The organism is Pseudomonas syringae CC1557 (genome assembly GCF_000452705.1).
GTDB classification, from domain to species: domain Bacteria; phylum Pseudomonadota; class Gammaproteobacteria; order Pseudomonadales; family Pseudomonadaceae; genus Aquipseudomonas; species Aquipseudomonas syringae_F.
Genome location: NZ_CP007014.1, coordinates 440664 through 453105 on the forward strand (window position 1 = coordinate 440664; position 12442 = coordinate 453105).

Sequence of the window (12442 nt, forward strand, 5' to 3'; positions counted from 1 at the left end):
GTAACGAAAAAGGGGCATGGCTCATGATCGGGGCTCTTGTGCATCGGCCGGCGCATGAGCCACCTGACGCGGGCTGGCCCACGGCGCCAGAAGAAAGCTGAACGCCAGCCCCAGACTGACCGATAGACCGAAATTGCTGATCGCCGGCGTGTTGGAAAGCGCCAGCAACCCGAACGACAGCCAGGTGGTGACGGCCGCCAGTAGTGTGCCCAGCAGGCTGACCGCAGCGCCGCCGATCTGCTCGCGCATCAGGATGGCGTAATCGACGCTGATCGCCGTGACCAGCAGCAGCCCGAACAGGCTGAACAGGGTCAGCGGCTGACCCAGCCACCCGAGGCTGGCAAGGCTGCACAATGCGGCCAGCAAAGGCAGGATGACGATGCGCAAAGCACCGTTGAAACCGAACGGGACGATCAGCAGCAGGACGATCAATACGCACGAGGCCAGTTTCAGTTCTGCGGCACTGACCTGCGTGTGGGCAAATACATCATTGAGTTCGCCCAGGCGGTCTACCAGTTGTACGCCTTCCAGCCCGGTGGCCTGTACGCGCAACAACGCCATGCTGTTCAGGCCGCGCAGGCTGATAATGCTCGCTACGCCCTCATCGTTGGCGCCCAGCCAGAGCGTCCGCCAGGGTTCACTCAGCGGGCCCTGAAGCGCCAGTTCGATATCCTGTGTCGGCAGTGCCTGCAATTGAGCAAGTTCGGCTTTCAAGGCGCTGGCCGGAACGCCGAGCTGCACCAACGGTGTCCAGTATTGCGGGAGTTTGCCCAGTGCGCTGCGGGTTGCCTGCTGCTCGGCAGGTGAATCGAGCAACTGGTTGATTGCCATGTAGCCTTGCAGCTTGTCCATGCTGATCAACTGATCAAGACGCTGAGTCAGTGCCGACTGGCGATCCAGCAACTGCTGCTGATCCTTGCCGCGCACCAGAAAAAACTGGCTGGTGGGCTGGTAACCGGTAATCCGTGCGATGGCCTGTGCTTCGTCGGTCAGCGACTGAGGCGCCGCGACCCATTGGCGGATATCGTTTTTGGTAGTCAGATGCCAGAGCCCGCCGCCGCAGAAGGCCAACAACAGCACCAGTAGAATCGGCGTACTGATGTGCTGTAACAATGCTGCGCGGCAATCGAGTAGCAGTTGCGCCAGTTTCAGTGGCCACTGCGCCGGGCGGATCTCTACTCTGGCGAGCAGCGCAGGCAGCAGACACACCGCAGTCAGATAAGCGCCAATCAGCCCGGCCGCCGAGAACACTGCGATTTGTGTCAGCGCGGGAAGGGCGTCCAGGCCAGCGCCAGGTAACCGATGCAACTGGTGATCAGGCTCAGGCTCAACCCCGGCAGCGTCAGGCTCAACGCGGGCCAGCTGCGCCAGGGTTTCAGGCTCCAGCTCTTGGACAGGTAATGCAGCGGGTAATCCACCGCTACGCCGATCAAGCTGGAACCCAGCACCAGCGTCATGACGTGCATGCTGCCGAACAGCGCCACGCAGGCCACCGCACCAAACAGCATGCCGACCACCACCGGGATGAAGGCCAGCAACACGCTCCAGCGCCGGAAGGCCAGCAACAGCAGCAACAGGATGCCCACCGTCGCACCGCCGCCGACCCAGGTGATTTCCCGGCTGGCCTGCTTCTGACCGTCTGCGGCATACAACAGGCCGCTGGCTGCCAGCAATTGACCGCCCGCCTGACCTGCCTGCACACGAGCGTTCGCCAGCAAGTCCGCAACCTGACCTGGCAGGTGCATGTCGAAGGCATCGGTGCGGGTTCGCGAGCGCAGCAGTACCCAGCTTTTGCCCTCGGCAGTGGCGATCAGTGCGCCACTGGCCAGGTCGGGTTCAACAGCACCCTGCCTGGGCAGTCCGTTCTGAATGCGTCCGGTCAGGCCCAGCCAGTCCTCCTGACTCGGCACCAGGCTGAAACCGGCGAAAGGATCAAACAGGGTTTGCACGCGCTGCTCGATGAAGGTCTTCGGGTCGTCGATCAGCAGGGTCCGGTCCGCTGTCGGCAGCATGGCGATCCGCCCTCGCAGCAACTGGGTACGCAGCGCGGGAAGGTCGGCTTGCAGCGTCCACTGGACCTTTTCGAACAGACCGCTCGCTTGCCACTGTTGCGCAAGTTTACGGGCCAGCTCGACGGCTTGCTGGCGGTCGGCATGGCCTACCAGTACCAGCATTTCGCGGTTGAGAGGCTCCTGGATACGTTTTTCTGCGCTCGTTACCAGCGCATCGTTGTCAGTGCCCGGTACCAGCTCCATGAGGTTGGCCGACAGCGGCGAGCGGTCGTGCCATTGCCAGACGGCCAGCGCGAGGACGCCCGCCAGAATCAGCAGGAACAGCCGCGGCAGCAGCCGCTCAGTTGCTGAAGTCATTACGCTGCGCATCGGTAAGGGTTGTGGCGCTGCTGCTGTCGATCATGTTCAGGACCGTGCTGTCGCCTTGGGTTTCCAGCAGTTCGATGCGCTGCACCAGTTCGCCGCCATTGATATTGATCTGTTTGAACACTTGTTGCAGCAACAGCGAGCGTGGGGTGAGGGTGAGTTGCCACGCGCTTGCATCGCCCTTGAGCTGCAAGTCGAAATCACGTTGCAGACCGCTGCTGTCACCTTGCAGAACAGCGAGGAACAGACGGTTCTGCTCGGCCCCGGCATTCTTGTTCGGGACCGGTTTCCAGGCGCTGACCGTGCCAGCGGTTTCACGGCGGGCAATACCGTCGGCGTTGATGCGGTAATCCTGTTTCAACGGTGTTTCCAGCAACCACAGCAGGCCGAGCTCTTTGGCGAGCACGAAGCGGCCTTTGCTGACTAACGGCTGCGGCAGCGAGCGCAGGTGCTTTTCCTGAATGAAACGACCCTGCACCACCGCAGGTCTGGCGAGCTGGTCACTCAGTTGTTGCAGATCGAACGCCTGCGCCAGCGAAGACAGGCACAGCAAACCCAGCAGAACCAGGGTACGAAAAGGACGGCTCATGACAAGGTGCTCTTTATGGCATGTTCTACGGCATCGACAAAAACCCTGGGCGAGGCCAGTTGCATTTCGCGGCTGTCACGGTCGACAGCCACCTGCACCGTGCTGGCGCGGGTCAGTCGTTCGCCGGTGTCGGCATCGGTGATCAGATAATTGATTTTCAAGCGGTTCTCCCACTCCACCAGACTGGCGCGCACGTTGAGCTTCTGGCCGAACACGGCGCTGCGCACATAGCGCAATTGCAGGTCGATCACCGGCCAACCATAACCGGATTCGAGCATGTGCATGTAGTTATGACCAATATGATCGAGCAGTGCACAGCGCGCCACTTCAAGGTATTTCACGTAATGCCCGTGCCAGACAATGTTCATCATGTCGACGTCGAAAAACGGCACTACGATTTCTGTATCGAGGTGCAGGAAGCCTTTACTGCGCATGCAACCTCCAGCGGCGGTTGGCGATGTGTTTCAGGCACAGGCGCAGTTCGCCTTCCAGTGCCCGGTCTTCGATGACAGGGGCAAAGTCTTCCGCCAATTCGACGTGCATGGCCGCCAGTGCCGGTGGCAGCGGCGGCGCATCGGCAGCCCTGCTGCGCAGCCAGATGCCTTGGTTGGCGGCGATCAGCGTGGCAGCAGCGACCTGCTCGGTCAGCTCCAGCACACGAATGGCGTCACGTGCGGCAATGGTGCCCATGCTTACCTTGTCCTGATTGTGGCATTCGGTCGAGCGCGAGAAGACGCTGGCCGGCATGGTGTTTTTCAGCGCTTCGGCGGTCCAGGCACTGGTGCCGATCTGCACCGCCTTGAAGCCATGATTGAGCATCGCCCGCTCGGCGCTGGCGCCTGACAGGTTGCTCGGCAGGCCGTGGTTGTAACGCTCGTCCACCAGCAGCGCCAGTTGCCGGTCGAGCAAGTCCGCAACGTTGGCCACCAGGGTTTTCAGGCTGTCCATCGCAAAGGCGATATGCCCGCCATAGAAATGCCCGCCATGCAGCACGCGCTCGGCTTCGGCATCGATGATCGGGTTGTCGTTGGCGCTGTTCAGTTCAATCTCGATGAATGAGCGCAACCAGTTCAGGCTGTCGGCCAGCACGCCCAGCACATGCGGTGCGCAGCGCAGCGAGTAACGGTCTTGCAGGCGATGCAGCGGGGCGGTCGGTGCGTCGATGGCCAGATCCTGACGCAGCCACGCCGCGACCTGCATCTGGCCCGGATGCGGCTTGGCAGCGAACAGGCGTTCGTCGAAATGCTCCGGGTTACCTTGCAGCGCCACCACATTCATTGCGGTGATGCGGGTGGCCAGTTGCAACAAGTAATCGGCGCGGGCAAATGCCAGGCAGGCAATGCCGGTCATGACGGCGGTGCCGTTCATCAGCGCGAGCGCTTCCTTGGGGCGCAGCACCAGCGGTGCCCAGCCGAGTTCCCGATGCACGTCGCTGGCCGGGTGGCGTTCACCACGGAACAGCACTTCACGCTCGCCGGACAGGGCCGCGGCCACATAAGACAGAGGCGTCAGATCACCGCTGGCACCCACTGAGCCTTCTTCCGGGATCAGCGGCAATATGTCCTGGTCGATGAACGCCTGCAAACGCTCAAGCAGTTCGACCCTGACTCCGGAAACGCCCTGACACAGCGACTGCAAACGTGCTGCCAGCACAGCCCGGGTGGTTTGAGCATCCAGCAGTCTGCCCAGTCCGCAGCCATGAAAGGTGTACAGATGACGCGGCAGCGCCTCGACATGCTCCAGCGGCACGGCTACCACGCAAGAGTCGCCATAACCGGTGGTAACACCGTAGATCACGCCTTCCTTGTTCAGCAACGAATCAAGAAACTGTGCGCCCCTGGCAATGCGCGCGCGAAATCCTTCATCACCTTGCAGTACGCCGGTTACCTGACGATTGGCCAGTGCCGACACGTCCTCGATACACAGGGCGCGCTCGCCGAAAACGATCGGGTCAGGAGCTTGATTGATCATCGGACTTCCAGAATGGGTAGAAATTGAACCACTGCTGCGGTGCTTCCAGGCAATAATGCCCCAGCCGGTCGGCATAGCGCGTAGTCCAGTGGGCAATGACCTGAGCACGGTCGCTGCGGCGCCATTCGATGGCCTCGGCGAACGGTTCGAGAATCACCCGATAGCCCTGCGCGCCCTTGAGGCAGAAAAACAGATTGACCGGGCACTTGAGCAGACCGGCCAGCAGCCACGGGCCCTGCGGAAAGGCGGCGGGATGCCCGAGAAAGTCGACACGCACGTTGCGCCCGCCGTGCAGTGCGACGCGGTCACCGGCGATGGCCAGCCACTCGCCTTCGTCCAGACGCTGGCTCAGTTGCAGCATGATCGCCGGGTCCAGCTCGCTGACCTGAATCAGCCGCAGGTTGGTCGCCCCAGCCTCGCCCAGCAGGCGATTGAAGCGTTCGGCGTGCTTGGTGTGCACCAGCACGTTCATGGTGATCTTCTCGCCGAGTTCGGCCAGCGCCCGGCACACCTCAAGGTTGCCCAGGTGTGCGCCCACCAGCATTTGCCCGCGCTCGCCGCGCAGGTTCTGGCGGATCTGGCCGGTGTCGATGATCTTGATCTGATCGAGGCCCAGCTTGCCGTTCCACACGTCGAGCTTGTCGAGCAACGCTTCGGCAAAGGCCATGAACTGGCCGAACACCCGCCGCTGGCTCGGGCGCAGTTCAGGCCTTGCGCTCCAGTCCGACAGGCGCTGCTGGTATTGCCAGATGCTGCGCCGGGCACGTCGGCCGAACACAAAGAAATACAGGACGATGCCATACAGCACCGGGCTGAGCAGGCGACGACCCAGAACGCGCATGCCCCAGGCGGTGAGCTTCATGAGCATGAAGCTGCCGCGCTCTTCGTGACTGGCCCAGTGCTCCCTGGGCGATTTTTTCAGGCTCATGACCGCCACCTGCGCCACAGAATCATTGGCGCGCGGATCAGCATGCCGAAGAACAGTTTGGCGTGCATTTTCGAGATCAGGGCGTTGTCGTGAAACAGGCGGAAATGCGACAGCCCGTCTTGCGGATAGTGAACGCGGGTCGGCAACCAGTGCATCGCCTGACCGCGCCACGACAGGCGCACGAGGATTTCCGAATCGAAGTCCATGCGCTTGCCTATCTGCACAGCGTTGATCAGCGTCAGCACCGGAGCCAGCGGATACAGCCGAAAGCCACACATGGAATCGCGAATCTGCAACGACAGCGTGTTGATCCACACCCAGACGTGGGTGAGGTAGCGCGCGTACAGGCGGCCTTTCGGCACGCTGTCGTCGAACTGTGGATAGCCGCAGATCAGCGCATCCGGGTGCAGGCGTGACTGCTCCAGAAACAGCGGAATATTGCTCAGGTCATGCTGGCCGTCTGCATCGACTTGCAACGCATGGCTGAAACCCAGACGTGCCGCTTCCCTGAACCCGGCCATGACCGCGCCGCCCTTGCCCTGATTGACGGGCAGGCTCAGCAAGTAGATTTCATCGCCCAAGGCGAGCTGTTGCAACACGGCGGCGCAGGCGGGGCTGCTGGCGTCGTCCACCAGCACACAGGGCAAACCGGCTTCGCGAACGGCCTTGACCACATGGGGCACGGCCAGCTCATGGTCGAACACCGGAATGATCACACAAGGCTTATGCATGCTCGACCCCGAGCACAATGCGGCCGCTGGAGCAGGGCGCGTTCCCGGCATTGTGAAACGCGAAATGCAGCTTTGAACGGGCGGCATCGAAGCGCAGGGTCAATGTCAGGTGATCGCCGGGGCGCACCAGTTGCTGAAACTTGAGCACTTCCATACCGGCAAAGATGGGCGGTAGATCCAGCAGGCGCTGACCCAGACTGATCGCCCAGTCGACCTGCACCACGCCCGGCAAGATCGGCGCCGTGGGGAAGTGGCCGCTGAAAAACGCCAGGTCGGGCGGGACGATCAATTGCAGATGCAGTTCGCCATCGACGGTCTTTTGCTCCACGACTTCCGGCTGTTTCGGGCGTGGTGCCATGAGCAGCGCCTCGACCTCTGCCTGAGGCAGCTTGCCCTGGGCCGTCAGCGGCATCTGCCGCAACAAACGCCAGCGGCGAGGCAGGGCGATGGTTTCGCAATGTGGACGCAGGTGTTGCCGCAAGGCCTCGGTCAGCGCGCGACGGCCTTGATTACGTAGCGCCAGCAAGCCGCTCTCGCTCAGTACCAGCAATGCGCCGAGGGACGCACGGTTGTTTTGAAAGACCCCCAGGCGTGCTTCGCTGACCCATTCATGAGTCGTAAGAGCCTGCTCGATCAGTGGCAGCGAAACGCGTTTTTCTTCGAGTTTGACGATGCGGTCCAGCCTGCCCAGTAGTTCAAACCGGCCGTCCTCGCCTATCAGCACGGCATCGGCTGTCTGCTCGACATGGCCGGGCGGCAGGTAGGGGGAACGGATGCGCAGTGCGCCGTCGTTGTCCTGGCTCAATTCGACGCCATCAAAGGCTTGCCAGCGTTGCCCGCCCTGCCGCCAGGCGATGCCTCCGGTTTCCGAGCTGCCGAGAATTTCTGTAGGCCACTGACCCAGGCGTTGTTCCAGGCTTTGCCCTGCGTCGGCTGGCAATGCGCCGCCGGAAGAAAATACCCGGCGCACGGCGCTCAGGCGTGTCCAGTCGAGGTTGTCGCCCATGCGTTTGAGCAGCGCCGGGCTGGCTACCCAGGCAAATGATGGGTATTCGCCGCTGGCGCGTTGCAGGTCTTCGGCGAACGGCAATTGGCGGCGAACGAATGGACGCGCAGCGCACAGCGGCCATAGCAAGCGGAACAGCAAACCATAGATGTGTTGCGTCGCCACGCTGCCGATCATGCACGCGGCGCCCAGTTCTGCGCCCCACAGCTGTTCCAGCCCGCAGACTTCATTGGCCAGTTGCCGCAGGCGCTTTTCAATCAGCTTGGGCTCGCCGCTGGAACCGGAGGTACACAGGCTCAGTCGACACTGGTCCAGGTCAAGCGTTGCTGGAGCGAGCGGCGTGGCGTGCAGATCGCTTAAATGTGCGTCGCCTGCCAGGTCAGTCAGCCACAGATCGACCTGATTCGCCCAGCGCTCACGGGTCTGGCCTTGCAGGTCGGCGGGCAGTAATACATGCACACCGGCGCGCCAGGCACCGAACAGCGCGATGCCGAGTTCGGCAGCGTCTTCAAGATGGACCGCGATGCGCGTGATGCCGCGCGCCTGCAACCCCGCCGCAACGCTCAGCGCCTGAGCGCAAAACTGTGCGTGGTCAAGTTCGGGCGCTTGGGTCAGCAGTCGGCCCGGCAGGGCATCGAGCAGCAGGTGTTGCAGATTCAGCCAGTTCATGCGATCCATTTCATTTGCCCCCCGCAGAGGGCGGGCGGACGATCCATTCGATTGCAAACAGCAGGCCCATCACCCCGTAGGAGATCAGCCCGGTGTAAAGCGTCCACCATGACAGCGGTGCCCACAACGTCAGCATCGCTGCCGTGAGGCCATTGAGCAGAAAGAACAGGCACCAGATCTGTGTCACCCTGCGAGTGTAGCGAATACCGGATTCAGGCAGGTCCGGGCGGTTTATCCGCGCCATCCTTTCCACGATCGGTGGGCCATAGATCAGGCTGGAGCCAAACAGGCAGAGCATGAATACGCTGACCAACACCGGATACCAGCGCAGCATCACATGGCTGTCGAGCAGCCCGAGCATGACGCAGAACAGCAGCGCCACGATGGCCATCGCCAGGCTGCCGGGCTTGCGCTCGCCCGTCAGCGCCCGCGCCAGCCACAGGCTGCCGAGCAACAGGGCGAACTGCCACGGCGCGAAGTGTTCGGTTCCCCAGTAGACGGCGAACGGGTACAGCACACCGGCCAGCAACAGGATCAGGCCAATCAGCCGTTTCATTCGGCTGCGTTGACCAGTCGGTAGACGGCCTCGACCACATCATTCACGGTTCTGACCGACTTGAACGCCTCAGCGGCGATCTTCTTGCCGGTCTGGCGTTTGATGTGGTCGATCAGGTCCACCGCATCTATGCTATCGATTTCCAGATCCTGATAGAGATTGGCTTCCAGCGTGACCCTTTCGGGCTCGAGTTCGAACAGTTCCACCATTGCGGTGCGCAGGATTTCGAAGATGTCTTCACGGGTTTGCATGTTCAATACTCAGGCCGATTGTCTGGCGCTGACGAAGGCCACAAGGCTGTCGACGCTGGCGAAATGGTTACGGGTGTCCTTCGCATCGGCATCGATCCTGATGCCGTAGCGTTTCTGGATGACCAGGCCCAGTTCGAGCGCATCCACCGAATCCAGCCCCAGGCCTTCGCCAAACAGCGTCATGTCGTTGCCGATGTCTTCGGGCGTGATGTCTTCGAGGCTCAGGGCATCGATGATCAACAATTTAATGTCCTGGTGCAGATCGCTCATCTGAGGCGAGCTCCTTGGTGAAATAGGCATGCAGGTAATCGTTGAGCTTGCGGGACGCTATGGGCGGCGGGCCCAGCGTACTGAAGGCATTGGGGTCTATATCGGCACCGACGCACAAACTGAAGTGCACGCGGCGCTGCGGAATGCGATACCAGGGCTCAGCCTTGGTCAGGGTGGTCGGGTGGACCTTGATGGTTACCGGCGTGATCATGCTCGCGCCACGCAGTGCAATGGCGGCTGCGCCCCGGTGAAAGACCGGCGGCTGGCCGGGCTGGGTGCGCGTGCCTTCCGGGAAGATGATCAGTGTCTGGCCGGTTTGCAGACGCTCCACGGCGGCGTCGAGCATGTCCATGCTGCCGTCGTTGCTGATATAGCCGGTGGAACGCACCGGGCCGCGCGTGAACGGGTTCTCCCACAGGCTGCGCTTGACGACGCAGTTGGCGTCACGCACCAGCCCGATCAGGAATACCACGTCGATCAGCGACGGGTGATTGGCAATGATCATCTGGCCGGGGCGGCCGAGTCTTTCGGCCCCCTGAACGTCATAGGTCAACACGCCCATGCGCGCCATGATGCGAATGAAGCGCCAGAACAGTCGGCTGATGGTGCGCCGGGCGCGGCGCTGGTGGCTGGCTGGGCTGCCCGGCAGGCAGCTCAATACCGGGAAAACAAACAATCGCAGACAAAGGCCGCTCACCCCGAACAGGGCAAAACTGATGCCGGTTGCAAACAGACGCCAGTAATAGGCGTCCCGGCCCTTTTTCAGTGATTGCGTTGCCAGTTCCATAACCGGTTATTCCAGGGGTGCAGGCAGGCGGATTGATGGGTGTGCAAGGCTTGCAGCAGATTCAATGCGTGGGGCCATTGAGTTCGCCGGGTGCCTTGTGTGTCGCTGTGCAAAGACAGTTCCCACTCGTTGCCGGGCGTCAACAGCAAGCCAACGGCATAGGGAAAAGGCACGTCATCAATCCATTGGGCATAAGCTTGCGGTGGCTGCTCTTCCGTCACCACCAGCAGCACGGCTTCGGCTCCTTCAGCCAGCAGCGCCGCTGCTTCGAATGCTCCATATTCCAGGCCGTCGCCTGCGGCCGCCAGGGCCGTCATTTCACTGGTCTCACCGCGCATGATCGACCACAGACCGATCACTGCGTTATGCACTGACAAGCTGAACTGGGTCGGTGAAAGCGGTTCATCGGCGGCCAGATCACGCAAAATTTCAAATGTTCTCGGGGTTTCGCCGTGGCGCGAGACAAACACCAGTGGCACCCGGTCGTAACCCTCGGTCAATGGCCAGCCAACGGCAAATGCCATCCGTGCCATACGCCCCAGGCGTCGGCGTTGCATTGCAGGAAGAAACGATACGTCTGGCGCTTCATCACTGGTCTCCAGCAACGTCGGATTGTGACTCCACTGCTGCCAGTCATCCGCGCTCGCCAGGCCCGGAGCCCAGGCATGCCATCGTGCAATGTTGAAGGTGATCAAGGTTTCTCTTCCCGCCCCTGCGGGCATGTTTCTCGCTATATCGATATCAGGTCGATATCAGCCTGGGTGCGGTAATTTGACCGAGTGCGCGCATTATCCTGATGGGGCTCATGACTGGCAAATTTGTTACATGAAAGTCCTTATAAGGTCGATATTGCCGCGCTTTGACCTGCTTTGTGTATGACAACCAGACACCTGCCGTTTTGCGTTAAGCTCTCGGCTGTAATATGTAGTGCCTAAAATCGATCTTCTTAGGGTCGTTATCGGCCACTCTTGCTGTTTCTTCATCTTCAAGGAGTCCAAAGCATGCGTCGCGTGATATTCAATCAGAAAGGTGGTGTCGGCAAATCCAGCATCGCCTGCAATCTGGCTGCAGTCAGCGCTCACGAAGGCTATCGGACACTGTTGATTGACCTCGATGCCCAGGCCAACTCGACTCAGTACCTCACGGGTCTGACCGGCAACGACATTCCGATGGGGATCGCCGAGTTCTTCAAGAACACGCTGGCGGCGGCACCGTTCGCCAAAAAGAACCACGTCGATATCTATGAAACGCCGTTCGACAACCTGCACGTAGTGACTGCGACTGCCGAACTGGCCGACCTGCAGCCCAAGCTTGAGGCCAAACACAAGATCAACAAGCTTCGCAAACTGCTGGACGAGTTGAGCGAGGATTACGAGCGGATTTACCTGGATACGCCTCCTGCGCTTAATTTCTACGCTGTTTCGGCGCTGATTGCGTCTGATCGCGTATTGATCCCATTCGACTGCGACAGCTTCTCGCGCCAGGCCCTGTACGGCCTGATGCGTGAAATCGAAGATCTGAAGGAAGATCACAACGAGGCTCTCCTGGTCGAAGGCATCATCGTCAATCAGTTCCAGCCAAGAGCCAGCCTGCCGCAGCAGATGCTCGACGAACTGATCGCCGAAGGCCTGCCGGTGCTGCCGGTCTATCTCAATGCCTCGGTGAAAATGCGCGAATCGCATCAAGCCAACCTCCCCCTGATCCACCTCGACCCGCGGCATAAGCTGACGCAGCAGTTCGTGGAACTCCATCACCTGCTGGAAACCAATGCTCATCCGTGATGGGCATACCTGCACGGAGCGTCGGCGCTAGAGTTGAAACGCAAGTCATGTGTGAGCCAGCTCACTCCCACACAGCATGTGTATGCTGAATACGGAGCATGGGCACGAGATTCGCAACTCAACACGGCTGCGAAAGAAGTCTGAGCACCTCGGGCGTATAGCTGCCGTCTCTCAGTGAGCGGGCCAGATGTTCGGCATGAAGCCGCGCTGTGGATGCCAGTTCTTCAGGGATTCTAACAGCGGCGTCCATATCCGCCTGGACATGTTCCTGGGACGCGGTCAGGCGGTTGCTGCCGGGTTTGCAGCCGCACTCTACTTCATGACCCTGCGTGGCGACCGCCACGAGGTCATCGACATACGTCGGGTTGCCCTGGGCGATGAAGCCGATGCTTGTGCACGCCGGACACCACACCAGATCGCCCATGCGCGCCACGCGGCGCATGTCGATGACCTCGCTGGCTGATGCGCTCAGCACAAACCCGCCTGTGGTGGTTGGATCGCCTTCCCTGACAATTAACGGCATGG

At 61.1% G+C, this 12442-nt stretch carries 13 protein-coding genes and 1 pseudogene; 1 reads left to right on the forward strand and 13 read right to left on the reverse strand.

Going from position 1 to position 12442, the window contains the following annotated elements:
* Positions 1–21 precede the first annotated feature (21 nt).
* The 12 genes and pseudogenes from N018_RS02025 to N018_RS02080 form a co-directional block, all read right to left on the reverse strand.
* A pseudogene (locus tag N018_RS02025) lies at positions 22–2369 on the reverse strand (MMPL family transporter).
* Positions 2353–2967: an outer membrane lipoprotein carrier protein LolA gene (locus tag N018_RS02030; protein ID WP_025388721.1), complete on the reverse strand. Its 615-nt coding sequence runs from the start codon at positions 2965–2967 to the stop codon at positions 2353–2355. Before N018_RS02030 ends, N018_RS02025 begins: the two are co-directional and overlap by 17 nt.
* Entirely contained in the window at positions 2964–3401 is a 438-nt protein-coding gene (locus tag N018_RS02035; protein WP_024646463.1) for an acyl-CoA thioesterase, read from the reverse strand. Before N018_RS02035 ends, N018_RS02030 begins: the two co-directional genes overlap by 4 nt.
* Positions 3391–4938, reverse strand: coding sequence for an HAL/PAL/TAL family ammonia-lyase (locus tag N018_RS02040; RefSeq protein ID WP_025388722.1), 1548 nt, complete (start codon positions 4936–4938; stop codon positions 3391–3393). Before N018_RS02040 ends, N018_RS02035 begins: the two co-directional genes overlap by 11 nt.
* Positions 4919–5866, reverse strand: a complete 948-nt coding sequence (locus tag N018_RS02045; protein ID WP_024646465.1) for an LpxL/LpxP family acyltransferase — start codon at positions 5864–5866, stop codon at positions 4919–4921. Before N018_RS02045 ends, N018_RS02040 begins: the two co-directional genes overlap by 20 nt.
* On the reverse strand, positions 5863–6597 hold the full coding sequence (locus tag N018_RS02050) for a glycosyltransferase family 2 protein (RefSeq protein ID WP_025388723.1): 735 nt from the start codon (positions 6595–6597) through the stop codon (positions 5863–5865). The genes N018_RS02045 and N018_RS02050 overlap by 4 nt, the downstream gene beginning before the upstream one ends.
* On the reverse strand, positions 6590–8272 hold the full coding sequence (locus N018_RS02055; RefSeq protein WP_025388724.1) for an acyl-CoA synthetase family protein: 1683 nt from the start codon (positions 8270–8272) through the stop codon (positions 6590–6592). Before N018_RS02055 ends, N018_RS02050 begins: the two co-directional genes overlap by 8 nt.
* A 10-nt stretch (positions 8273–8282) precedes the next feature.
* Complete coding sequence (locus tag N018_RS02060) at positions 8283–8828, reverse strand: membrane protein (protein ID WP_024646468.1); 546 nt, start codon at positions 8826–8828, stop codon at positions 8283–8285.
* Positions 8825–9079, reverse strand: coding sequence for an acyl carrier protein (locus N018_RS02065; RefSeq protein WP_024646469.1), 255 nt, complete (start codon positions 9077–9079; stop codon positions 8825–8827). The genes N018_RS02060 and N018_RS02065 overlap by 4 nt, the downstream gene beginning before the upstream one ends.
* A gap of 9 nt (positions 9080–9088) precedes the next feature.
* Positions 9089–9349 (reverse strand): phosphopantetheine-binding protein, encoded by a 261-nt coding sequence (locus N018_RS02070; protein ID WP_025388725.1) that lies wholly within the window; start codon positions 9347–9349, stop codon positions 9089–9091.
* A complete protein-coding gene (locus N018_RS02075) occupies positions 9324–10136 on the reverse strand; it encodes a lysophospholipid acyltransferase family protein (RefSeq protein ID WP_024646471.1) in 813 nt (270 codons plus the stop codon). The genes N018_RS02070 and N018_RS02075 overlap by 26 nt, the downstream gene beginning before the upstream one ends.
* Positions 10112–10831, reverse strand: coding sequence for a beta-ketoacyl synthase chain length factor (locus N018_RS02080; protein WP_025388726.1), 720 nt, complete (start codon positions 10829–10831; stop codon positions 10112–10114). Before N018_RS02080 ends, N018_RS02075 begins: the two co-directional genes overlap by 25 nt.
* 306 nt (positions 10832–11137) lie before the next feature.
* Here N018_RS02080 and N018_RS02085 point away from each other — a divergent pair, with 306 nt between their 5' ends.
* Positions 11138–11917 (forward strand): ParA family protein, encoded by a 780-nt coding sequence (locus N018_RS02085; protein WP_024646473.1) that lies wholly within the window; start codon positions 11138–11140, stop codon positions 11915–11917.
* A 118-nt stretch (positions 11918–12035) separates the two neighbouring features.
* Here the strand turns inward: N018_RS02085 and N018_RS02090 are convergent, their stop codons facing one another.
* Positions 12036–12440 carry a PAAR domain-containing protein gene (locus N018_RS02090; protein WP_025388727.1) on the reverse strand — a complete coding sequence of 135 codons (405 nt, stop codon included), beginning with the start codon at positions 12438–12440 and terminating at the stop codon, positions 12036–12038.
* Positions 12441–12442 lie beyond the last annotated feature (2 nt).